This window comes from Actinomadura vinacea (assembly GCF_039532545.1).
Classification (GTDB): Bacteria; Actinomycetota; Actinomycetes; order Streptosporangiales; family Streptosporangiaceae; genus Spirillospora; species Spirillospora vinacea.
The window spans coordinates 11,827-32,225 of record NZ_BAAARW010000032.1 but is presented as its reverse complement, the minus strand read 5'-3'; the positions used below and the strand labels follow the sequence as shown (position 1 = coordinate 32,225).

Genomic DNA, 20,399 nt, shown 5'->3' with positions numbered 1-20,399 from the left:
TCAGTGGTTTACCTTGGTGAGGAGGCCCGGATCGGCGGGTACAGGAACAGGCATGTCTAGTGATCTTGAGGTGGAGCCGGACGGGGCGACGGTGGAGGCGCTGGGCGAGCTGAGCAAGGCGCGGGAGACGGTGGAGCGGGCGCGCGGTCACCTGTACGCGTTTCACCAGCTCATCGGGACGGCGGACTTCACGCTCGGGGACGCGGCCGACCATCTCGCCGAGGCGGGGCACCGCGCGTGGGCCGAGGAGCTGCAGCGGGAGCTGGTCGGCCGGAACGTGCTGCCGGGCCGGTGGACGTACCAGGTGGTGGAGGAGTTCGACGACCTCTACTACGAGGCGTTCCGGCGGCTCGAACAGCGGGTGCGGGACGATCTCGCCGGTGGGCGGCGGCATCTGTACGAGGCGCGGCTCAAGGAGCAGCGGCGCAGCAAGGGGCGTCCCGGGCATGAGGCGACGCCGGACGAGGTGGGGTCGTGACGCCGGTCGGCTACTGGGAGGACGCCCCGTTCGGTGCGATGGAAGGGGAGTGGCTCGCCTTCCTGCCGGACGGGGGCGGCTGGTGGGAGTGGGCGAACGCGGCCGGGTCGGAGGCGATGGGGTTCACCTGGCGCGGCACGGAGCCGGGGATGCTGGAGATCGTCCTGGCGGAGCAGACGGTGGTGACCGGTTACGACGTGGGCGTGACCGTGCTCCGGCTCGAGAAGGACGTCTTCGGGCTCGGGACGCGGCGTTTCTCGCTGGTGAAGCGGGAGGTCTCCGAGGTGGAGAGCCCGCTGCGCCCGGCTTGACGCCCGTCCCGCCGGACGGGCGCCAGGGCGCCGCGGTCTCAGCTGTGGTCGCGCATCCACAGGTTGATGAGCTCGTCGCTCTCGGCGGTGAGGGCGGCGACGCTCTTCTCCTCGTGGTCGACCTCGATCCCGACGGGGCGCAGGTCGGGCACCAGGCCGCTGCCGAGGGCCTCCTGCTCGGGCAGGTTCTCGTACGCGCCGGGGCGCCACCAGTAGACCTTCGAGGTGAGGGGCTTCTCGCCCTGCTCCACGTGCGTGCGGGCGAGGGCCTGCATGGTCTCCATCGCGGCGAAGAGGTGGGTGTCGCCGATCTCGTGGACGATCACGTACTCCGGGATGGGGAAGGAGACCAGGGCGCCGTAGGGGACGGCGCCGACGTACCGCTTGAGGACGTGCGCATGGGAGCCGACGTAGCGGTGCGTCTCCCCGACGTGCAGGATCGGGACGTCCCAGACGGTGTCGGTCTTGGTGTAGTGCGGTTCCTTCTCGATGGAGGCGCGCAGGGCCGCGGCGAAGATCTCGTTCTCCGGGGCGTCGCCGATCGAGGACCGGTTGAGCGGCATGATCGAGTCCGGGTAGTCGACGACGACGCTCTGGAGCAGGCCGGGCGCCAGCGGGCGGTTGAGCAGGGCTTCGCGCATGCCGGGGACGGAGTCGAGCTCTTCCTCGGTGTAGAGCCGTATCCGGAGCCGCTCCTCGGAGATCAGGCGGCCGATCTCCGAGTGCTCCTCGATGCGCTGGAAGGGCTCGACCTTGCGGAGGAAGCCCCGGACGAAGGCCGCGGCGTGCTCGGGCAGCTCGGCCCGGGAGTTGCGGCCGGCGAAGGCGCGCCATTCGCCGATGTCGAGGGCGTCGGTGGGGCCGCTGGGGAGCGTCACGACGAGCGCTTCGGGGGCTGCGAGCCTGGCCTCGTATCCCCGTTCCGCGAAGGCCTGGACCAGCGCGTCGCCGATGATGTCGGGGGTCATCGTTCTCCTATCTTGATCGGGATACCGGCTTTGGACTCGTGGGCACCGCCGGGGGTTCCGCTGGGGTAGACCTTTCTGCGTGCGGGTGAGCTATGCGACCGAGGCCACGCCTGGCCTGGTGAACGAGGATCACGTCGTCGCGGGGCCGGGTTGGGCGGTGGTGCTCGACGGGGCGACGTCCAGGCCCGGTGTGGACAGCGGTTGTGCGCATGGGCCCGGGTGGCTCGTCCGGCGGCTGGGCGGGGCGCTGGCGGGGCGGCTCGCATCGGAGGACGGCCGTCCGCTGGCCGATCTGCTGGCGGAGTCCATCAAGAGCGTCGCCGGGGCGCACTCGGGGGAGTGCGACCTGGACAACCGGGACAGCCCATCGGCGACTGTGGCGATGCTGCGCTGGGGCCGGACGGTGCAGTGGCTGGTGCTGGCGGACTCGCCCGTGCTGCTCGATACGGGGGACGAAGTGCACGCCATACGGGACGACCGCGTCGAGCACCTCCCGAGCTACACGATCGAGGCGGTGCGGGCGGCGCGCAACAGTCCGGGCGGGTTCTGGGTGGCGAGTACCAAGCCCGAGGCGGCGTACGAGGCACTGGCCGGGGAGGCCCAGGGGGTGAGGCGGGCCGCCCTGCTCAGCGATGGCGCGGCCCGCCTGGTCGAACGGTTCGGTCTCCTGGAATGGGACGGTCTTCTCGATCTCCTGGGCACCGAAGGCCCCGGCGGGGTCATCCGGCGAACCCGGGTGGCGGAGCGCGAGATCCGCGCCGACGGGCGCGGCAAGCGGTTCGACGACGCCACGGCCGTGTTCGTCGACTTCTCCGGTTAGGCGCCGACGGGGTTCCGAGCGGGGGCGATGTGCGGCCACCAGCCCGCCAGGTCCTCGGGCTCGTGCATCCCGTCGAGGGTGAGGCTGCCCGTCATCAAGGGGTGCTTGCGTCCGGCCGGGAAGTGCCGGGTGTAGGACGGCGGGTCCAGCACGACGACGCGGGTGCCGTTGACGGCCGGGATGTCGTAGGGCACGCCCTCGTTGTAGATCCATTCGCCGTGCGCGTCGACCAGGTTCCACGGGCTGGAGATGACCGGGCGGTCGGGCGGGGTGTCGGCGTCCTGGAAGCAGGCGATGACCTCGGGCGAAGGCGGGGTGCCGGGCAGGCCGCCGGGACGGCCGATCAGCGCGCCGGCCAGCAGGGTGTGCAGCTGGAAGTTGTCGCCGATGCCGCCGATGGTGACCGTCCAGCCGCGCCGGCTCTCCCGCTCCAGGACCAGCAGCCGCTCGCCGTCCAGGACGCGCAGCAGCAGCCCCACCCAGCCCATCTGCTCGCAGTGGCCGGCCAGCCGGTCGATGACCTTCGCCTTGTGCTCGCGGTCGGTGACGCCCGCGCGCAGGTCGGGCGTCTTGGACAGCATCGTGTTGGCGCTGAGGGCGAAGCGTTCCATGGAGAACCACGCCATCATCGCGCCCACCGGGTCGCGCAGGTGCGGGCCGACGGTGTCGACGATCTCCTGGGACGGCTGCCCGTCGGGGCCCGGCGGCTCGTTCCCGGTGGCGGTGCGCCAGGCGTCGGCGAACTCGCCGGAGGCGGTGGCGACCTCGATCGTCTTGGCGAGCACGGGTTCGGCCACGCCGAAGGTGGTGGCGCCGTTCTCGACCCAGGCGCCCGCCATGATCGCGAGCCAGCAGCCGAGGTTGGGCGGGGCGGCCGCGATGCCCTCGCCCATTTTCATCATCGCCATGTTCAGCACGACCGGGGGCAGCCCCTGGGACTCGCTCATGATCTGGGGCATCAGGTCGCTGAACGCCTGGTCCTCGGCGGTGGCGGCCCGGACCATGGCGTCGACGCGCTGGAGGAAGGTGTCGCTCATGGGGGATCACCCTGGCACAAGCGGGCAGATCGGACACATTCCTAGAATTGGATTCTAGAATCTCCGCCTGGACTCACGGGGCGCTTCTATCGCGACGTCCGGCTCTTCCGCATCTACGCGGGAACCAGCCAGGTCCAGCAGCTCGTCATCGCCCGCCAATCGCTGCGCTGACCAGCGCCGTCGTCCCGCCGTGCGAACCCCGGCGAAGCGGCCCGCGTGGGCGCCGCCAAACGATTTCGCATGTGGTGCCCGAGCCGTGTATGGTTTCACTGCGCGAACGACGCAAGCCCCTTTAGCTCAGTCGGCAGAGCGTCTCCATGGTAAGGAGAAGGTCTACGGTTCGATTCCGTAAAGGGGCTCGGTAGCGAGAAGGCCGTTCTGAAGGATCTTCGGAGCGGCCTTCGATCGTTTCCGGCCACCACGCGTGGCCCGCGGTCCTCCGGGACACGGGTCGAAGCCGTTCGCGGCCGGATTCGCACCGTGCGTGGGCCTGTGATACGGTCCCACCGGTCCCAGCGGACTTCCCAGGTCATCGACCCGGTCGACGGCCTGGGGTGCGGTGCGCGCGACCGGCCTCGACGCTTCGATCCCGATCTTCGCGTTTCCAGGCCCCGGTGTACATCCGGTATCCTTGCATTCCGGTCGACACCGACCATCACGGCGGGGTAGCTCAGTCAGGCAGAGCAAGCGGCTCATAATCGCTGTGTCGCCGGTTCAAGTCCGGCCCTCGCTACTATCCGACCACTCGCCCCTCCGGGGCGGGCTGGCCGGTGCTCGAATTCGCGGCCCTCCTTCACCGGGCGGCCGAGGATCGTACGTCTGTCCCAGTCCCTAGTCAGAAAGGCACTCCATCGTGGCTGCCACCGACGTCCGGCCGAAGATCACGCTGGCCTGCCAGGAGTGCAAGCACCGCAACTACATCACGCGGAAGAACCGGCGCAACGACCCCGACCGGCTCGAGATCAAGAAGTACTGCCCCAACTGCCGGACCCACCGCGCACACAAGGAAACCCGCTAACCAGAGCCTTGGACGGCGAAGTACTGCCTGCGACGCGTTGAAGCAGCGCTTCCCCGGTCCGGACCCTGGTTCGCCGGGAGTCCGCCCTGCGTGAAAGCGCAGCGAGCAGTACTTCCCCCTCCGGCCCGCTGGGTAGCCGGTCTCCTGTGTGACGGTGCGCCCTATGGCCTGTCTCGACGTTGCCCAAGGCACCGCGCGAGCGCGCTACCTGGCCGGTGGGGCGATGCCGGAGGCGAGCGTCACCGGCCAGATCGCGAAGCGATGTCGCGCTCGCACCAAGCACGGTCAGGGTGCGAGCCCAGGCGAGCGCCCTGGGCCGGGATTGCAATTAACACAGCCCGCTGGTCAGCGGTAGCTCCGGTAGGTGAAAGTGGTCGAATCTCGGCTTGCCTCTTAATTCAGCCCGTTCTCGCACAGACCCGGCGAGGGCGGGCTGAACGTCATTCTGTTACCGTCCGACCCAGACTGGAACGACGGGCCGGGCGCGGACGCGGCGGGGCACCGCCGCGGCCGGCCCCGGCACCGGCCCCGTTCGACCGTGGAGGGACAGGACCGCATGGCACTCAACCGTGATTTCATCGGGCGGAGCTTCCCGCCCAGCGAGCCCTATGAGGTCAGCCGGGTGAAGATCCGCGAGTTCGCGGTGGCGATCGGTGACGACAACCCGATCTACCGTGACGCCGAGGCCGCCAAGGCCGCCGGGCACCCCGACGTGATCGCCCCCCCGACCTTCCCGATCGTGGTGTCGCTGGGCAACCCGGGGCTGGCCGACCCCGACCTCGGGCTCAACTACGCGATGGTCGTGCACGGCGAGCAGCGGTTCGAGTACACCCGACCGCTGCGCGCCGGGGACGTGGTGACGTGCACCTCCACGATCACCGAGATCCGGTCGATCGGGAACAACGAGAAGATGGTCGTCGAGACCGACGTCACGACGGTCGAGGGCGAGCTGGTCTGCAAGACCTACAACACGATCGTGGAGCGGGGGGCCTGATGACCGCCAAGGTGCAGTACGCCGACGTCGAGGTCGGCACCGAGATCCCGGCGCGGACGTTCGCGGTCGACCGCGCCAACCTGGTGATGTACGCGGGCGCGTCCGGGGACTTCAACCCGATCCACTGGCGCGAGCGGTTCGCCAAGTCGGTCGGGCTGCCGGACGTGATCGCGCACGGCATGTTCACGATGGCGCAGGGCGGCCGGTTCGTCACCGACTGGGTGGGCGACCCGGGCGCCGTGGTCGACTACGGGGTACGGTTCTCCTCGCCGGTCGTGGTGCCCGACGAGGGCGGCGCGACCTTGGAGATCAGCGGCCAGGTGGAGGCCAAGCTCGACGACAACAAGGTCGTCGTCGCGCTCACCGCCCGGTCCAACGAGCAGAAGGTCCTCACGCGCGCCAAGGCCGTCGTCCGGCTCGCCTGAGGGCGGCAGGCCCCGATCGCGTGGGCCGCGGGGACGGGCGGGCCGGCCCTCCCCGCGGCGCACGCGGTCCGCGCGCACGGGAGGGAAGACCACGTGGCGGTGTTCGCTGAAGAGGTGAACCTGGCCGGGTACACGACGCTGCGGCTGGGCGGCCCGGCCCGCCGGTTCGTCGAGGCCACGACCGAGGCGGAGCTGGTCGCGGCGATCCGCCGCGCCGACGACGAGGGCGAGCCGGTGCTGGTGCTCGGCGGCGGCAGCAACCTGGTGGTCTCCGACGACGGCTTCTCCGGCACCGTGGTGCGGATCGGCACGCGCGGCGTCGAGCGTTCCTCCGGTGAGGGCGGCCGGACGTACGTGCGGGTGCAGGCGGGCGAGGAGTGGGAGCCGTTCGTCGAGCGCTGCGTGGAGGACGGCCTGGCCGGAGTGGAGTGCCTGTCGGGCATACCGGGCCGCGTCGGCGCCACCCCGATCCAGAACGTCGGCGCCTACGGCCAGGACGTCAGCGAGACGATCGTGCAGGTCCGCGCCTACGACAGGCAGGCCCGCAAGGTGGTGTCGCTGGACCGCGAGGCCTGCCGGTTCACCTACCGCCACAGCGCGTTCAAGGGCCACGACCGGTACGTGGTGCTGGAGGTGACCTACGAGCTGCGGGAGGCGGAGGAGTCCCAGCCGATCGCGTACGGGGAACTGGCCCGCAAGCTCGGCGTCCAGCCGGGCGCGACGGTTCCGCTGAAGGAGGCCCGCGACGCGGTACTGGAGCTGCGGCGCGTCAAGGGCATGGTGCTCGACCCGGCCGATCCCGACACGCGCAGCGCGGGCTCGTTCTTCACCAACCCGATCCTGGACGCGGCGCGGCTGGCCGATCTGGAACACCGCGTCGCCGAGCGACTCGGCCCCGACACCGCCTTCCCCCGGTATCCGGAGAGTCCCGGGCCGGACGGGCGGCCGCGCACCAAGACCTCGGCGGCCTGGCTGATCGACAAGGCCGGGTTCGCGAAGGGGCATACGCTCGGCCCGGTCCGGATTTCCGGCAAGCACACCCTGGCGCTGACCAATCCGGGCGGCGCCCGTACCGCCGACCTGCTCGCGCTGGCCCGCGAGGTCCGCGACGGCGTGCGGGACGCGTTCGGCGTCGAGCTGGTCAACGAGCCGGTGTTCGTCGGCGTCGAGCTCTGAGCCCGGGCCCGTCACCTTCCGGCCGGGGTCCCGCGCTCCCAGGCGTCCACGTCCGACAGCAGCTTCCGCCGCACCGCGTCAGGGGCGGCGGAGCCGCGGATCGACTGGCGGGCCAGCTCGGCCAGCTCGGCGTCCCCGAAGCCGTGCTCGGTACGGGCCAGCTCGTACTGCCGCACCAGCCGCGACCCGAACAGCAGCGGGTCGTCGGCGCCCAGCGCCATCCGCGCACCCGCCTCGTACAGCGTGCGCAGCGGCACGTCGGCGGCCGTGGCCGCCACCCCCAGGCTCACATTGGACGCCGGGCAGACCTCCAGCGTCACCTCGCGGTCCGCGATCCGCTCCAGGAGCCGCGGATCCTCCACGGCCCGCACGCCGTGCCCGAGCCGGTCGGCCGACAGCGTCTCCAGGCACTCCCGGACGCTGCCGGCGCCGAGCAGCTCGCCGCCGTGCGGCACCGACAGCAGCCCGCCGCGCCGCGCGATCCGGAACGCGCCCTCGAAGTCGTAGGCCCGCCCCCGCCGCTCGTCGTTGGACAGCCCGAACCCGACCACGCCCCGCCCGGCGTAGCGCACGGCCAGCCGGGCAAGCGTCTTGGCGTCCAGCGGGTGCCTGGTGCGGTTGGCCGCGATCACCACGCCGATGCCCACGCCGGTGGCCTGCTCCGCCTCGCGGACGGCGTCCAGCACCAGCTCGACGGTCGGGGTCAGGCCGCCGAAGCGGGCCGCGTACCCGCTCGGATCGACCTGGATCTCCAGCCAGCCCGACCCTTCCGCGGCCTCGTCCTCGGCGGTCTCCCGCACCAGCCGGCGCAGGTCCTCGGGGGTGCGCAGGACGGACCTGGCGATGTCGTACAGCCGCTGGAACCGGAACCAGCCGCGCTCGTCGGTGGCGTGCAGGCTGGGCGGCCAGTCCTCCACCAGCGCGTCCGGCAGGTGCACCTCGTGCCGGGCGGCCAGTTCCACCAGCGTGGAGTGCCGCATCGAACCGGTGAAGTGCAGGTGCAGGTGCGCCTTGGGGAGGGCGGCGAGGTCGCGCGCGGCGCCTCGCGCGTCGAGGCCGTCGAGGGCGGCGTGCCGTGGATGGTCGTGAACGTGACGGGGTGATGCGAGACGGGCCTCCATGACCCAATGTTGCCGGATCGGCCCGTCCGCGGAACCACCGGCTCACCAGGATCATCAGTCCGGACTATGCGCGATGGCACGCGGCGGCCATGTCCTCCCATGGGTACGCGCCCAGCCCGTTCGGGACGTCCGTAACCTTCGGCACGGACGCGCACTCCCGCACGGGCCGTCACGCGGCGCGTCGGACCCCTCGCGAAGAGTCTGAAAAAACTTCTGGGAACCCGTGCAACCCCCCTCGGGGGCCGCGCGTATATGGGGGGCGCAAGAGTTCAGAAGGGCAGAAGGGATTCAGAGATGATTTCGCTCAAGGCCGCAGTGCTCGCCTTCTCCGCGGTGGGGGCCGTCGCCGCCGGTGGCGTCACGTGGGCCTCGGTCGCCCAGCCCGAGGCGACCCCGACCTCCGCGCACGGCAAGCTCCCCGCCGCCGTGCAGAAGGCCAAGGACGCCCCCAAGGCAGCCCCGACCTGCCTGCCCTCCACCGACCTGAAGAAGAAGGCCTCGGAGGTCACCAAGAAGGGCGAGAAGACCGTCTCGCAGGGCTCGGGCGCCGTCGCCGACGCCCAGCGCCAGGCGCCCGACGTCAAGGACAAGCTGCCCGCCGAGGCCAAGCCGGGCACCGGCATCCAGACCGCGCCCGCCGGCAAGGTCCAGTCCCAGGTTCCGGCCAAGCCGGGCGTGCCGCAGGCCAACCTGCCCCAGTGCCCGCCCACCCCCGGCGCGAAGACCCTGCCCAAGCCCGACGCTAAGGCCCCCCAGGCGCCGCAGGCCCCGGCCGTCCCCGCGGTGCCCCAGCTCGACTGCGACAAGCTGTCCCCGGCCCTCCCGGTCGGCGGTGCGGCCGAGCGCGCCATCATGCTGCCCAAGGGCCTGAAGTACGCCTCCAGCCAGGTCGCCGCCAAGCCCCTGGGCGCCAAGCAGCAGCTCTGCTCGGTGACGCAGAAGTGGGTCTCCAGGGCCGGCACCGGCTCCTGGATCACGGTCGAGCGCATCAAGACCCCGGCGCACACCACCCACCAGCAGGTGCGGCAGGCCCTCAAGCTGCCCGAGGGCGGCCGGACCAGCACCGTCAACGGCATCGTCATGTGGCAGGCCCCGGCCGGCCAGAACGGCGTGCTGATGATCGACCCGGCGGGTAACGCGCTGTTCGTCAACGGCAACCCGGTCGTGGCCCCCGGCCTCCAGGACGTGGCCACCAAGATCGCTGAGGCGACCAAGATCGCTCGCTGAGAGCGGCGCCCGAAGTAGCAACGTGGCGGGGTGGCCCCGCGCGGGGGGCCACCCGCCGACCCTCAAGCCGACAACCTCACAGCCGGACGGAGCACAGTGGGCCGTCGAGACGACCAGTCCTTCGCCGAGTTCGTTACGGCACGTGGCAACGCCTTGTTGCGGACCGCGGCGTTGCTGTGCGGTGCCAACCAGGACGCGGAGGACATCCTGCAGAGCGCCCTGGAGAAGGCATACCGGCATTGGGGACGGATCGATCCCGACTCCGATCCCGAGCCCTACGTCCGCCGGATCCTGGTCAATCTGGTGATCAGCCGGTCCCGGCGGTGGAAGGTGCTGCGGGAGATCAACATGGCCAGACCGCCCGAGCGGCCGACGACCACGTCGGCGACCCACACGGTGGAGCTGCGCGGCGCCCTCATGGAGGAGCTGCGCAAGCTGGGTCCGCGGCAGCGGGCGGTACTGGTGCTGCGCTTCTGGGAGGACCTCTCGGAAGCGGAGACCGCGCGGGTGCTCGGCTGTTCGGTCGGCACCGTCAAGAGCCAGGCCTCCCGGGGGCTCGCCAGACTCCGGGAACGTCTCGACAGCAATCTGGCACCACTGGGGAGATGAGCGATGGACCTGGAGAGTGAACTGCGGAAGGCCATGGAAGAACAGGTGGCCGAGGCGGCGGCTCCGCCCACGCTCGTCACTGACGTGCGCCGCCGGCACCGCCGCCGCGTGACCCGCATCAGGGTGACGGTGGGCGTGGCGGCCGCCGCGGTGGCCGTCGCGGCGGTGGCGCCCGGCTACCAGTCCTTTCGCGCGGGCACGGTCGGATCCAAAGGAGAGCCGGCGGGAAAAGGGGGCGCGGCCGCGTCCCAGCCGCCCACCACGACGGCGGCTCCAGGGCCTCCTGAGGCGTCGGTGAAGCCGGGCGCGTCCGGGGCGGGCCGGCCGAAGAAGCCCGCCGGCCGCGATGACGCCGAGCCCGGCCGCGAGCCGTCCGGAGGCGGGGGCGGCGCGGTCGAACTGCCCGGCTGGGTGAAGTTCCTGCCGTCCGGCCTCAAGGTGGAGAAGCCGTGCGCGACCGCGCGCGACGGCGAGAACCGGGTGACCGGGTGCCGGTGGCGCGGCGGGGACCGCTGGGTGGAGATCAAGGTCGTGCGCGGACCCGGGATGAGCGGGCCGGAGGACATGATCAAGGCTCCCGGGGTGCCCAAGCCGTCGACGGTCCGGGGCATGCGCGCGATCACCACCGAGGGGCCCGATTCGGGCAGCCAGATCGCGTGGATGGAACGTCCCGGCGTGGGCGTCATCGTGGCCGCGGGCGGCGGCGCGCGCGACCAGCTGATGCGCATCGCCGAGGGCGTCCGCCCCTGAGCGGTTCCGCTTTCGCTTCGCCTGATCGTCCGCTTGTTCCGTCTCTGCGCGCTGCGCGCACGACCCACTCCGGCGGGGGCACCCCGTATAGGTGCCCCCGCCGTGGTGTGTCACGGGACGGCTCAGCCGCCCCCGATCAGCCCGCCTCGATCAGCTCGCCTCGGAGAGCAGCTTGGCGACCCGGGAGACGCCCTCGACCAGGTCGTCGTCGCCCAGCGCGTACGAGAGCCGGAAGTAGCCCGGCGTGCCGAACGCCTCGCCCGGCACCAGCGCCACCTCGGCCTCCTCCAGGATCAGCGAGGCCAGCTCCACCGACGTCTCCGGGCGCTTCCCCCGGATCTCCTTGCCGAGCAGCCCCTTGACCGACGGGTAGGCGTAGAACGCGCCCTCCGGCTCGGGGCAGACCATGCCGGGGATCTCGTTCAGCATCCGCACGATCGTCTGGCGGCGCCGGTCGAACGCCTTGCGCATCTCCGCCACGGCCTCCAGGTCGCCGGTCACCGCGGCCAGCGCCGCGGCCTGCGACACGTTCGCGACGTTGGACGTGGCGTGCGACTGCAGGTTCGCGGCGGCCTTGACCACGTCCTGCGGGCCGACCATCCAGCCCACCCGCCAGCCTGTCATCGCGTAGGTCTTGGCGACCCCGTTCAGCACCAGCGTGCGGTCGGCCAGCTCCGGCACCACCACCGGCATCGAGTGGAACTCGGCGGCGCCGTAGACCAGGTGCTCGTAGATCTCGTCGGTGATCACCCACAGGCCGTGCCCGTCGGCCCAGCGGCCGATCGCCTCGATCTCGTCGCGGGAGTACACCGCGCCGGTCGGGTTGGACGGCGACACGAACAGCAGCACCTTGGTGCGGTCGGTGCGCGCCGCCTCCAGCTGCTCCACGCTCACCCGGTAGCCGGTGGTCTCGTCGGCCACCACGTCCACCGGGACGCCGCCGGCCAGCTTGATCGACTCGGGGTAGGTCGTCCAGTAGGGCGTCGGGACCAGGACCTCGTCACCCGGGTCCAGCAGCGCCGCGAACGCCTCGTACACGGCCTGCTTGCCGCCGTTGGTCACCAGCACCTGGGACGCCTCGACCGCGAAGCCGGAGTCGCGCGCGGTCTTCTCGGCGATCGCGGTGCGCAGCTCGGGCAGCCCGCCCGCCGGGGTGTACTTGTGGAAGCGCGGCACGCGGCAGGCGGTGACCGCCGCCTCCACGATGTAGCCCGGCGTCGGGAAGTCGGGCTCGCCCGCGCCGAAGCCGATGACCGGACGGCCCGCAGCCTTCAGCGCCTTGGCCTTGGCGTCGACGGCCAGCGTGGCGGATTCGGAGATCGCGGCGATGCGCTTGGAGATGCGAGGTCGGTCGTTGTTCATACCCCTATCGTTACAGACACCACCGCGTGACTTCAGCGGTATTCGCCCAGCTGGAGGCCGGAGCCGTGCGATCGGCCCGGGACTCGTGCGCGGACGCGCGGCGTTCTGGTTCGACGCGGGGGCTGTCGGCAACGTAGACTCACCTTCCTAGTGACGCGCCCCGGTATAAGGCCATGTCCGCGGAGGGCCGATAAGCTGGAGCCGTCACAGGCGAAGGGCAGTGGCTCAATTGGCAGAGCTCCGGTCTCCAAAACCGGCGGTTGGGGGTTCGAGTCCCTCCTGCCCTGCGAGGTGCGGTGCGCGCACCCGTACCGGTTACGTCATGGCGCGCCGTCATGGCAGGCGTCGGCGCGGGCACGCGCGGCAACCACATGGTGGTTGAACACGACCTATGAGGTGAACGGCGGCACAATGGCGACTGAGACGCGCGGCGAGGCCGCGGCGAAGGACGAAGGCAAGGGGAAGTCACCGCGCAAGCGGACCTCTCCGGTCCTTTTCGTGCGCCAGGTGATCGCCGAACTTCGCAAGGTCATCTGGCCGACCCGGCGGGAGCTCATCACCTACACCGCCGTCTCACTGGTGTTCGTGCTGGTCATGGTGGCGCTCGTCGCGGGCCTCGACTGGGGCCTGCAGAGGGGCGTCTTCTGGCTCTTCGGCTGAGCCGTCCCGGCCGGTGCGTCCGGCCGAGGCAGGCCGGCGGGAGCGATCGGCTCCGCCGGTGGGCCGAGCCGCGGCCGTACCGACACAGGCGGCGCGATGTCGTCGCCATTGAAGACCATCACCGCAGTCCGTTCGAGAGAAAGAGACACCGTGTCCGAGCCCTCACAGCCCCACGACGAGGCCATCGACGAGGCCCAGTCCGCTGCGGCTGACGCTGCCGGGCAGGCCGACCGGCCCGCCGGCCAGGCGGACGAGGTCGCCGCCGGCGCGGCCCCGGACGGCGCGGAGGTCTCCGACACCGAGATCCCAGGCGCGGAGATCGCCGACACCGTGACCGGGGAGGACGCCGAGGAGACCGGCGGCGAAGAGGCCGAGGAGGCCGAAGAGGCCGAAGAGGCCGCCGCCGAGCCCCCGTCCGACCCCTACGCCGACTTCAAGATGCAGCTGCGGCTCCAGCCGGGCGACTGGTACGTCGTGCACTCCTACGCGGGGTACGAGAACCGGGTCAAGACCAACATCGAGACCCGGACGCAGACCCTGAACATGGAGGACTTCATCTTCCAGATCGAGGTCCCCCAGCACGAGGTGACCGAGATCAAGGGCGGCAAGCGCCAGAAGGTCAACGAGAAGGTCCTGCCGGGCTACATCCTGGTCCGGATGGAGCTGACCGACGAGTCGTGGGCCGCGGTCCGCAACACCCCGGGCGTCACCGGTTTCGTGGGGCTGCTGAACAAGCCGTCCCCGCTGAGCCTGGACGAGGTCGCCAACCTGCTGGCCCCCGAGCCGGAGGAGCAGGTCAAGACCAAGGAGCAGGCCAAGGCCGCCGCGCCCGCCGTCGACTTCGAGGTCGGCGAGTCGGTCACCGTCATGGACGGCCCGTTCGCCACGCTGCCCGCCACGGTCAACGAGATCAACGCCGAGCAGCAGAAACTTAAGGTTCTGGTCTCGATCTTCGGCAGGGAAACGCCCGTCGAGCTGTCGTTCAACCAGGTCTCGAAGATCTGAGCAAGTCCGCTCGGATCAGCGCGTAACCTGGGTGGGTCCCCGCGTGCGCGGGGGTGAGCCGGTCTTGGTGTCGATCTTCGGTCGCGAGACTCCGGTCTTCCCCGCGTGAGCGGGGGTATGAGTTTTCAGTGATCCCTACACGGTGGACGAGTCCCGCCGCCGTGTTGCCCGGTGACCGGGAGTCGGGGTCAACCTCAAATGGGACATAGGGGTATAGATGCCTCCGAAGAAGAAGATCAGCGCGGTCGTCAAGGTGCAGCTGCAGGCCGGGCAGGCGACTCCGGCGCCGCCGGTCGGTACCGCGCTCGGTCCGCACGGCGTCAACATCATGGACTTCTGCAAGCAGTACAACGCTGCCACGGAGGCCCAGCGCGGCAACGTCATCCCCGTAGAGATCACCATCTACGAGGACCGCTCGTTCAGCTTCGTCACCAAGACGCCGCCGGCCGCGCAGCTCATCCTGAAGGCCGCCGGGGTGGAGAAGGGCAGCGGCGAGCCGCACAAGACCAAGGTGGGCTCGGTCACCCGCGACCAGGTCCGGGAGATCGCCACCACCAAGATGCCCGACCTCAACGCCAAGGACCTGGACGCCGCCGAGAAGATCGTCGCCGGCACCGCCCGGTCCATGGGCATCGAGGTCAAGTAAGCACCGTTCCGTCAGCGTGGCAGGGCCGGCGCGGCCCGTACCACGAACTCCCGGCATATCGAGGAGCAGTCATGAAGCGCAGCAAGGCTTACCGCGGCGCGGCCGAGCAGATCGACCGCGAGCGGTTCTACAGCCCGGCCGAGGCCATGAAGCTGGCCAAGCAGACCTCGGTCAGCAAGTTCGACGCGACCGTCGAGGTCGCCCTGCGGCTGGGCGTCGACCCGCGCAAGGCCGACCAGATGGTCCGCGGCACCGTCAACCTGCCCAACGGCACCGGCAAGACGGCCAGGGTGCTGGTGTTCGCCGGCGGCGCCAAGGCCGAGGAGGCCCGCGAGGCCGGTGCCGACCTGGTCGGCTCGGACGACATGATCGAGAGGATCCAGGGCGGTTTCCTGGACTTCGACGCGGTCGTGGCGACCCCGGACCAGATGGGCAAGGTCGGCCGGCTGGGCCGGGTGCTGGGCCCGCGCGGCCTGATGCCCAACCCCAAGACCGGCACGGTGACCATGGACGTGGCCAAGGCGGTCACCGACATCAAGGGCGGCAAGATCGAGTTCCGGGTTGACCGGCACGCGAACCTGCACTTCATCGTCGGCAAGGCGTCCTTCAGCGAGCGGCAGCTGGTGGAGAACTACGCCGCCGCGATCGACGAGGTGCAGCGGCTCAAGCCGTCCGCCGCCAAGGGCCGCTACGTCAAGAAGGCCGTGGTGACGACCTCGATGGGGCCGAGCATTCCGGTCGACCCCAACGCGGTCCGCAACCTCACCGAGGAGCTCGACGAGGCCTGATCGTCGCGATTTGTCAGGGGCGCCCCACGGGGCGCCCCTTTTCGCATATCCGGGGGCGTTGTGTGAACGGGCCCGGATTCGCGGTTCGCCGGCTCGATGGAGTTCCGCTCGGACCGCTGCGAGGCGTCGACGCACCCGCCGTTCGGGCGTTCCGGAAGTACCTCCTGAGTCGTACTACGGTTTATCCCATTCGTACCTCCGGGGGATGTGGCCCGCGGCGCGTGTCACGAGACTGGAACGCATCAGGCGAAAGGGAGGCATCACTCTCATGAAGCGTCGACTCGTCGTGGCCGCCGGCGGCACCGCCATGGGCACCGCGCTGGTCCTGTCGGGGTGTTCGGGCTCCGGCTCGGACGCCACGACCGGCACCATGAAGCTCACCGCCGCCGAGGCGCTGATCAAGACGTCGAACAAGACCGCGCGGGCGGACACCTTCAAGGCCGACCTCACCGTGACCGACACCGCGAACGGCGGCGGCCGGCTGAAGGCGAGCGGGCAGTTCCGGCTCAAGCCCGAGCTGACCTTCAGCGCGCGGCTGGACGAGTTCGGCCGGGGCGGGAGCGCTGTGCCGGGCGTCAAGGGCCAGGCGGTCTTCACCGACAACGTGCTGTACGCGAAGATCCCGCAGTTCGCGCAGTTCGTCAGCGGCGGCAAGCCGTGGGTGAAGGTCGACGTCAACCAGGCCGGGCGGCAGTACGGGGTGGACGTCAAGCAGCTGGTCGACCAGGTGAACAAGGTGAACCCGGCCGAGCAGACCAAGATGTTCACCGGCTCCAAGGACGTGCGGCGGGTCGGCACGGAGAGCATCGACGGTGTCCAGACCACCCACTACACCGGCACGGTGACCGCGCAGGACGCGCTGAACCGGCTCGACCCGCAGGCGCGCGAGAACGTCCGCAAGTGGTTCCCGCAGGGTGCGACCGGCGAGAAGATCAACTTCGATCTGTGGGTCGACAAGGACCAGCTGCCGCGCAAGCTGTCGTCCAAGGGCAGCGGGGGCCAGAACCGTTCCGGTGAGGTGACGGTCGTCTACAGCGACTACGGCAAGTCGTTCAGCGTGAACCCGCCGCCCGCCGACCAGGTGGGCGAGCTGTCCCTGCGCGGCTTCCTCGGCGGCAACTGACCGGGTCGGGTCCATTCCGCCGTTCTAGGGGCTTTCCCGGCCTCTGGCGTCTCTCCGCGTCAATTGAGTTGGCGCGGGGAGGCGCCACCGCGTACTCTGTTGTCTGCCGAAGACCGCCGGTCGCCGCCCGTGAGGGCGGCCGAAGGACCCGAAGAGATTCGGGCGGCCCGCGTAGGTGTGACGAGAGCTTCCGTGCGACCTCCGTTGTCGAGTGTCGTGCCCCGCCCCGTGCGCCTGCGCCGGGGCGTTCGTTGTTTCTGGGCGATCTCGCCCCGGCGGCTTCCAACGAGGGATCGGTGCTCGCCCGTACGGGCGGGCGCTGATCGCGACCACCCAGGTAATCGGAAGGAGGCCCATGGCAAAGGCCGAGAAGGCCGCGGCGATCGCCGACCTCAAGAACGAGTTCGAGAGTTCGAGTGGCGCCGTGCTGACCGAGTACCGCGGGCTCACGGTGGCGCAGCTGAAGGAGCTGCGCACCAACCTCGGCGAGAACGCCAGGTTCGCCGTGGTGAAGAACACGCTGACCAAGATCGCCGCGACCGACGCGGGCGTCGACGAGCAGTTCCGTGAACTGCTGGAGGGCCCGTCCGCGATCGCCTTCGTCAAGGGCGACGTGGTCGAGGCCGCCAAGGGGCTGCGTGACTTCGCCAAGGCCAACCCGCCGCTGGTGATCAAGGGCGGCTTCATCGACGGTCAGTCGATGGACGCCACCGAGATCGGCAAGCTCGCGGACCTCGAATCCCGCGAGGTCCTGCTGGCGAAGCTGGCCGGTGCGATGAAGGGCTCCATGGCCAACGCCGCCGCGCTCTTCAACGCGCTGCCGACCCAGGCCGCCCAGCTCGCCGAGGCCCTGCGCGCCAAGCGCGAGGAGGGCGGGGAGACGGCCGAGGCGCCGGCACCCGCCGCCGACGAGGCGCCCGCCGAGTAGTCCCGGCCCCTGCGGCCCGGGACCCGCGGTTCCAGTAAGACCCCAGACACACAGCCATAGCGGAGGAACACATCATGGCGAAGCTCAGCACGGACGACCTGCTCGACGCGTTCAAGGAGATGACCCTTCTCGAGCTCTCCGAGTTCGTGAAGCAGTTCGAGGAGGTCTTCGACGTCAAGGCCGCCGCTCCGGTCGCCGCCGTCGCGGCCGTCCCGGGCGCCCCGGCCGGCGGCGGCGAGGAGGCCGCGGCGCAGGACGAGTTCGACGTCATCCTCGAGGGTGCCGGCGACAAGAAGATCCAGGTCATCAAGGAGGTGCGCGCCCTGACCAGCCTCGGCCTGAAGGAGGCCAAGGACCTGGTGGACGGCGCGCCCAAGGCGCTGCTGGAGAAGGTCAACAAGGAGACCGCCGACAAGGCCAAGGAGGCCCTGGAGAAGGCCGGCGCTTCGGTGACCGTCAAGTAGTACCGGCACGTCCGGCAGGACGGGCACGACCCTCCGGCACGCGGCGTCGGGCGAGCATCGCCCGCGCGGCCTCCGGGACGTCCCCGCGGGAGCGGCCTCGCGGGATCGGTTCCGGGGCGTGACGGTGTTGTGGAAGGCGGCCCCTCACTCAGGTGAGGTGGCCGCCTTCTCGCGTTCCCGGGATTTGTCCGCTGGTGATAAACCGCGGCCGCGGACTGGGCGCGGGAGCGGGTTGTGCGGCGGTGAGCGCTGCGCGTAGCGTCCCCTCTCGGGACGTGACCACACGGGTCCGTCCCGTCGCGGCCGTGGCCCCGACCCCCCTGACTTGAGGGACAGGTTCGCTCGCAGTAGTGTCTCCGGCGTTGTAAGTAACGATTGTCTTACACCGTCGTGGTTTTGCTACTGATCTGAGCCTCCGTCCCTTCCAATTCCCAGGTGGGCCGCTACGGTAGTGACACCCGCTATGGCTACCGGACGGTAGTAACGGGCTCGACACCCGGTGTGACGGTGCCACTGCGGCCTGAGTGTGTGCTACTCGCTCATTGGTCCGGAACCCCCGGCCTGGACGAAAGGTGACGAGTGGGCGTCGAGATCAGGGTCGAAGGCCTGACCAAGTCCTTCGGCCGCCAGACCATCTGGCAGGACGTGTCGCTAACGCTTCCCGCGGGAGAGATCAGTGTTCTCCTCGGACCCTCCGGAACGGGCAAGTCGGTCTTCCTGAAGTCCCTGGTCGGGCTGCTGAAGCCGGACCGCGGGCACATCTGGGTCGGCGACCGGGACCTTCCCCGCCTGCCCGAGGCGCAGCTGTACGACACCCGGAAGCTGTTCGGCGTGCTGTTCCAGGACGGCGCGCTGTTCGGCTCCATGAACCTCTACGACAACATCGCCTTCCCGCTGCGCGAGCACACCAAGAAGTCCGAGGGCGAGGTCAAGCGGATCGTCATGGAGAAGATGGAGATGGTCGGTCTCCTCGGCGCCGAGAAGAAGCTTCCCGGCGAGATCTCCGGCGGTATGAAGAAGCGCGCCGGGCTGGCCCGCGCGCTGGTGCTCGACCCGGAGATCCTCCTGGTCGACGAGCCCGACTCCGGCCTCGACCCGGTCCGCACCGCCTACCTCAACCAGCTGATCGTCGATCTGAACTCGCAGATCAACGCCACGTTCCTGATCGTCACCCACGACATCAACACCGCGCGGACCGTCCCGGACAACATCGGGCTGCTGTTCCGCCGCGAGCTGGTCATGTTCGGCCCGCGCGAGATGCTGCTGTCCAGCGAGGAGCCGGTGGTCCGGCAGTTCCTCAACGCCCGCAAGGTCGGCCCGATCGGGATGTCGGAGGAGAAGGACGTCTCCGAGCTGGAGGCCGAGGCGAAGATGGGCCACGATCCGGGCCGGCTGCCGCCGATCCCGCCGCAGCTGATGCCGAGCGACGGCCGGGTCCGTCCGACCCAGCACGCGCCCGGCGGGTGGTGCGCGGCGCACGGTGTCGTGCCGCCGCCCGGGTCGTTCATCGACGATCTGGGCCGCAACTGGGTCGAGGAGTGGCCGCGGTACGTCGCCGCGATGAGCCCGGTGGGCGGCGGGCCCGCCCCGGGTGGTTTCGGGCAGGCCGGCGGCGGCCGCCCGGGGGCGGGTGCGGCACCCTGATGTCCACTCCTGGTATCGGCGCGGACCAGCGAGAGGGCGACGGAGGTTCCACCAGGTTCCGAAAGATCTCCGACGGTGCGGCCAATGTGGCGATCCGCGAGCCGGGCCGCTTCTTCGCGCTGTGCCTGGACACCTTCCGGGCGATGTTCGTCTGGCCGTTCCAGTGGCGCGAGTTCATCCAGCAGGCGTGGTTCATCGTGAGCGTCACGGTGGTGCCCACGATGCTGGTCGCGATCCCGTTCGGCGGCATCCTGTCGCTGCAGGTCGGCGGGCTGATCCGGCAGCTGGGCGCGCAGTCGTTCACCGGCGCGACCGCGGTGGTGGCGATCGTCCGCGAGGCCAGCCCGCTGGTGACCTCGCTGCTGGTGGCGGGGGCGGCCGGGTCGGCGATGTGCGCCGACATCGGCTCCCGCAAGATCCGCGAGGAGATCGACGCCATGGAGGTGCTGGGCATCAACCCCCTGCACCGCCTGGTGGTGCCGCGCATGCTGGCCTGCGCGTTCGTCGCGCTGTTCCTGAACGGCCTGGTGTCGGTGGTCGGCCTGATGGGGGGCTACTTCTTCAACGTGATGCTGCAGGACGGCACCCCCGGCGCCTACCTGGCCTCGTTCAACGCGATCGCGCAGCTGCCCGACCTGGTGCAGGCCGAGATCAAGGCGTTCATTTTCGGTATCACGGCCGGTCTGGTCGCGGCGTACAAGGGGCTGAACGCCAAGGGCGGCCCCAAGGGCGTGGGCGACGCCGTCAACCAGACCGTGGTCATCACCTTCATGCTGCTCTTCCTGGAGAACTTCCTGATTTCCACGCTGTACTTCCAGTTCGTCCCGCAGAAGGGCATGTAGGGC

24 protein-coding genes and 3 tRNA genes are annotated in these 20,399 nt (G+C 70.3%); 23 read left to right on the top strand and 4 right to left on the bottom strand.

Features of this window, described 5'->3' with window-relative positions; genetic code table 11:
• Nucleotides 1-52: 52 nt before the first annotated feature.
• The gene (locus ABD340_RS37725; protein WP_344595716.1) at nucleotides 53-478 is read left to right on the top strand and encodes a hypothetical protein; all 426 of its coding nucleotides are present in this window, start codon (nucleotides 53-55) and stop codon (nucleotides 476-478) included.
• Entirely contained in the window at nucleotides 475-789 is a 315-nt protein-coding gene (locus tag ABD340_RS37720; RefSeq protein WP_344595714.1) for a hypothetical protein, read from the top strand. Before ABD340_RS37725 ends, ABD340_RS37720 begins: the two co-directional genes overlap by 4 nt.
• 38 nt (nucleotides 790-827) lie before the next feature.
• Here the strand turns inward: ABD340_RS37720 and ABD340_RS37715 are convergent, their stop codons facing one another.
• Nucleotides 828-1,757: a hypothetical protein gene (locus ABD340_RS37715; RefSeq protein ID WP_344595712.1), complete on the bottom strand. Its 930-nt coding sequence runs from the start codon at nucleotides 1,755-1,757 to the stop codon at nucleotides 828-830.
• Nucleotides 1,758-1,836: 79 nt separating this feature from the next.
• On the opposite strand from ABD340_RS37715, the gene ABD340_RS37710 reads away from it, so the two are divergent.
• Nucleotides 1,837-2,577 (top strand): protein phosphatase 2C domain-containing protein, encoded by a 741-nt coding sequence (locus ABD340_RS37710; protein WP_344595711.1) that lies wholly within the window; start codon nucleotides 1,837-1,839, stop codon nucleotides 2,575-2,577.
• Here the strand turns inward: ABD340_RS37710 and ABD340_RS37705 are convergent.
• On the bottom strand, nucleotides 2,574-3,614 hold the full coding sequence (locus tag ABD340_RS37705; RefSeq protein WP_344595709.1) for a hypothetical protein: 1,041 nt from the start codon (nucleotides 3,612-3,614) through the stop codon (nucleotides 2,574-2,576). The genes ABD340_RS37710 and ABD340_RS37705 overlap by 4 nt on opposite strands.
• Before the next feature lie 51 nt (nucleotides 3,615-3,665).
• On the opposite strand from ABD340_RS37705, the gene ABD340_RS37700 reads away from it, so the two are divergent.
• From ABD340_RS37700 to ABD340_RS37670, 7 genes are all read left to right on the top strand, one after another.
• Nucleotides 3,666-3,785, top strand: coding sequence for an acyl-CoA dehydrogenase family protein (locus tag ABD340_RS37700; protein WP_344595736.1), 120 nt, complete (start codon nucleotides 3,666-3,668; stop codon nucleotides 3,783-3,785).
• 115 nt (nucleotides 3,786-3,900) lie between these two features.
• A tRNA-Thr gene (locus tag ABD340_RS37695) sits at nucleotides 3,901-3,973 on the top strand.
• Between the two features lie 300 nt (nucleotides 3,974-4,273).
• Nucleotides 4,274-4,347: transfer RNA gene (locus ABD340_RS37690), tRNA-Met, on the top strand.
• A 120-nt stretch (nucleotides 4,348-4,467) separates the two neighbouring features.
• A complete protein-coding gene (rpmG, locus tag ABD340_RS37685; RefSeq protein ID WP_344595707.1) occupies nucleotides 4,468-4,632 on the top strand; it encodes a 50S ribosomal protein L33 in 165 nt (54 codons plus the stop codon).
• A gap of 556 nt (nucleotides 4,633-5,188) precedes the next feature.
• Nucleotides 5,189-5,626, top strand: a complete 438-nt coding sequence (locus tag ABD340_RS37680; RefSeq protein WP_344595705.1) for a MaoC family dehydratase N-terminal domain-containing protein — start codon at nucleotides 5,189-5,191, stop codon at nucleotides 5,624-5,626.
• Entirely contained in the window at nucleotides 5,626-6,051 is a 426-nt protein-coding gene (locus ABD340_RS37675) for a MaoC/PaaZ C-terminal domain-containing protein (protein ID WP_344595704.1), read from the top strand. The genes ABD340_RS37680 and ABD340_RS37675 overlap by 1 nt, the downstream gene beginning before the upstream one ends.
• A 93-nt stretch (nucleotides 6,052-6,144) precedes the next feature.
• On the top strand, nucleotides 6,145-7,227 hold the full coding sequence (locus ABD340_RS37670) for a UDP-N-acetylmuramate dehydrogenase (RefSeq protein ID WP_344595702.1): 1,083 nt from the start codon (nucleotides 6,145-6,147) through the stop codon (nucleotides 7,225-7,227).
• Between the two features lie 11 nt (nucleotides 7,228-7,238).
• On the opposite strand, the gene ABD340_RS37665 is transcribed toward ABD340_RS37670, so the two are convergent.
• Nucleotides 7,239-8,348 (bottom strand): adenosine deaminase, encoded by a 1,110-nt coding sequence (locus tag ABD340_RS37665; protein WP_344595700.1) that lies wholly within the window; start codon nucleotides 8,346-8,348, stop codon nucleotides 7,239-7,241.
• 294 nt (nucleotides 8,349-8,642) lie between these two features.
• On the opposite strand from ABD340_RS37665, the gene ABD340_RS37660 reads away from it, so the two are divergent.
• From ABD340_RS37660 to ABD340_RS37650, 3 genes are all read left to right on the top strand, one after another.
• Entirely contained in the window at nucleotides 8,643-9,575 is a 933-nt protein-coding gene (locus ABD340_RS37660) for a hypothetical protein (RefSeq protein WP_344595698.1), read from the top strand.
• Between the two features lie 96 nt (nucleotides 9,576-9,671).
• Nucleotides 9,672-10,184, top strand: a complete 513-nt coding sequence (locus tag ABD340_RS37655; RefSeq protein ID WP_344595696.1) for a SigE family RNA polymerase sigma factor — start codon at nucleotides 9,672-9,674, stop codon at nucleotides 10,182-10,184.
• A gap of 3 nt (nucleotides 10,185-10,187) precedes the next feature.
• Complete coding sequence (locus tag ABD340_RS37650; RefSeq protein ID WP_344595694.1) at nucleotides 10,188-10,934, top strand: hypothetical protein; 747 nt, start codon at nucleotides 10,188-10,190, stop codon at nucleotides 10,932-10,934.
• A 150-nt stretch (nucleotides 10,935-11,084) separates the two neighbouring features.
• On the opposite strand, the gene ABD340_RS37645 is transcribed toward ABD340_RS37650, so the two are convergent.
• Nucleotides 11,085-12,296: a pyridoxal phosphate-dependent aminotransferase gene (locus tag ABD340_RS37645; protein ID WP_344595692.1), complete on the bottom strand. Its 1,212-nt coding sequence runs from the start codon at nucleotides 12,294-12,296 to the stop codon at nucleotides 11,085-11,087.
• A gap of 214 nt (nucleotides 12,297-12,510) precedes the next feature.
• Here ABD340_RS37645 and ABD340_RS37640 point away from each other — a divergent pair.
• From ABD340_RS37640 to ABD340_RS37595, 10 genes are all read left to right on the top strand, one after another.
• Nucleotides 12,511-12,583 (top strand) — tRNA-Trp (locus ABD340_RS37640).
• 124 nt (nucleotides 12,584-12,707) lie between these two features.
• Nucleotides 12,708-12,956, top strand: coding sequence for a preprotein translocase subunit SecE (gene secE, locus ABD340_RS37635; RefSeq protein ID WP_344595691.1), 249 nt, complete (start codon nucleotides 12,708-12,710; stop codon nucleotides 12,954-12,956).
• A gap of 150 nt (nucleotides 12,957-13,106) precedes the next feature.
• Entirely contained in the window at nucleotides 13,107-13,961 is an 855-nt protein-coding gene (nusG, locus tag ABD340_RS37630; protein ID WP_344595689.1) for a transcription termination/antitermination protein NusG, read from the top strand.
• Nucleotides 13,962-14,178: 217 nt separating this feature from the next.
• Nucleotides 14,179-14,607 (top strand): 50S ribosomal protein L11, encoded by a 429-nt coding sequence (rplK, locus tag ABD340_RS37625; RefSeq protein WP_344595687.1) that lies wholly within the window; start codon nucleotides 14,179-14,181, stop codon nucleotides 14,605-14,607.
• Between the two features lie 71 nt (nucleotides 14,608-14,678).
• Nucleotides 14,679-15,395 (top strand): 50S ribosomal protein L1, encoded by a 717-nt coding sequence (gene rplA, locus ABD340_RS37620; protein WP_344595685.1) that lies wholly within the window; start codon nucleotides 14,679-14,681, stop codon nucleotides 15,393-15,395.
• A 268-nt stretch (nucleotides 15,396-15,663) separates the two neighbouring features.
• The gene (locus ABD340_RS37615) at nucleotides 15,664-16,518 is read left to right on the top strand and encodes an SCO4651 family lipoprotein (protein WP_344595684.1); all 855 of its coding nucleotides are present in this window, start codon (nucleotides 15,664-15,666) and stop codon (nucleotides 16,516-16,518) included.
• A gap of 355 nt (nucleotides 16,519-16,873) precedes the next feature.
• The gene (rplJ, locus tag ABD340_RS37610; protein ID WP_344595682.1) at nucleotides 16,874-17,446 is read left to right on the top strand and encodes a 50S ribosomal protein L10; all 573 of its coding nucleotides are present in this window, start codon (nucleotides 16,874-16,876) and stop codon (nucleotides 17,444-17,446) included.
• A gap of 74 nt (nucleotides 17,447-17,520) precedes the next feature.
• Nucleotides 17,521-17,910: a 50S ribosomal protein L7/L12 gene (rplL, locus tag ABD340_RS37605; RefSeq protein WP_344595680.1), complete on the top strand. Its 390-nt coding sequence runs from the start codon at nucleotides 17,521-17,523 to the stop codon at nucleotides 17,908-17,910.
• Between the two features lie 579 nt (nucleotides 17,911-18,489).
• A complete protein-coding gene (locus ABD340_RS37600) occupies nucleotides 18,490-19,554 on the top strand; it encodes an ABC transporter ATP-binding protein (RefSeq protein ID WP_344595678.1) in 1,065 nt (354 codons plus the stop codon).
• Nucleotides 19,554-20,396: an MlaE family ABC transporter permease gene (locus ABD340_RS37595; RefSeq protein ID WP_425547510.1), complete on the top strand. Its 843-nt coding sequence runs from the start codon at nucleotides 19,554-19,556 to the stop codon at nucleotides 20,394-20,396. Before ABD340_RS37600 ends, ABD340_RS37595 begins: the two co-directional genes overlap by 1 nt.
• Nucleotides 20,397-20,399 lie beyond the last annotated feature (3 nt).

Bases quoted from the DNA above. Each gene is read 5' to 3' on its own strand.
- ABD340_RS37725 (WP_344595716.1), top strand. From the start codon at position 53: ATGTCTAGTGATCTTGAGGTGGAGCCGGACGGGGCGACGGTGGAGGCG.
- ABD340_RS37715 (WP_344595712.1), bottom strand. From the start codon at position 1,757: ATGACCCCCGACATCATCGGCGACGCGCTGGTCCAGGCCTTCGCGGAA.
- ABD340_RS37705 (WP_344595709.1), bottom strand. From the start codon at position 3,614: ATGAGCGACACCTTCCTCCAGCGCGTCGACGCCATGGTCCGGGCCGCC.
- ABD340_RS37680 (WP_344595705.1), top strand. From the start codon at position 5,189: ATGGCACTCAACCGTGATTTCATCGGGCGGAGCTTCCCGCCCAGCGAG.
- ABD340_RS37675 (WP_344595704.1), top strand. From the start codon at position 5,626: ATGACCGCCAAGGTGCAGTACGCCGACGTCGAGGTCGGCACCGAGATC.
- ABD340_RS37665 (WP_344595700.1), bottom strand. From the start codon at position 8,348: ATGGAGGCCCGTCTCGCATCACCCCGTCACGTTCACGACCATCCACGG.
- ABD340_RS37660 (WP_344595698.1), top strand. From the start codon at position 8,643: ATGATTTCGCTCAAGGCCGCAGTGCTCGCCTTCTCCGCGGTGGGGGCC.
- ABD340_RS37650 (WP_344595694.1), top strand. From the start codon at position 10,188: ATGGACCTGGAGAGTGAACTGCGGAAGGCCATGGAAGAACAGGTGGCC.
- ABD340_RS37645 (WP_344595692.1), bottom strand. From the start codon at position 12,296: ATGAACAACGACCGACCTCGCATCTCCAAGCGCATCGCCGCGATCTCC.
- secE (WP_344595691.1), top strand. From the start codon at position 12,708: ATGGCGACTGAGACGCGCGGCGAGGCCGCGGCGAAGGACGAAGGCAAG.
- rplK (WP_344595687.1), top strand. From the start codon at position 14,179: ATGCCTCCGAAGAAGAAGATCAGCGCGGTCGTCAAGGTGCAGCTGCAG.
- rplA (WP_344595685.1), top strand. From the start codon at position 14,679: ATGAAGCGCAGCAAGGCTTACCGCGGCGCGGCCGAGCAGATCGACCGC.
- ABD340_RS37615 (WP_344595684.1), top strand. From the start codon at position 15,664: ATGAAGCGTCGACTCGTCGTGGCCGCCGGCGGCACCGCCATGGGCACC.
- rplJ (WP_344595682.1), top strand. From the start codon at position 16,874: ATGGCAAAGGCCGAGAAGGCCGCGGCGATCGCCGACCTCAAGAACGAG.
- rplL (WP_344595680.1), top strand. From the start codon at position 17,521: ATGGCGAAGCTCAGCACGGACGACCTGCTCGACGCGTTCAAGGAGATG.
- ABD340_RS37595 (WP_425547510.1), top strand. From the start codon at position 19,554: ATGTCCACTCCTGGTATCGGCGCGGACCAGCGAGAGGGCGACGGAGGT.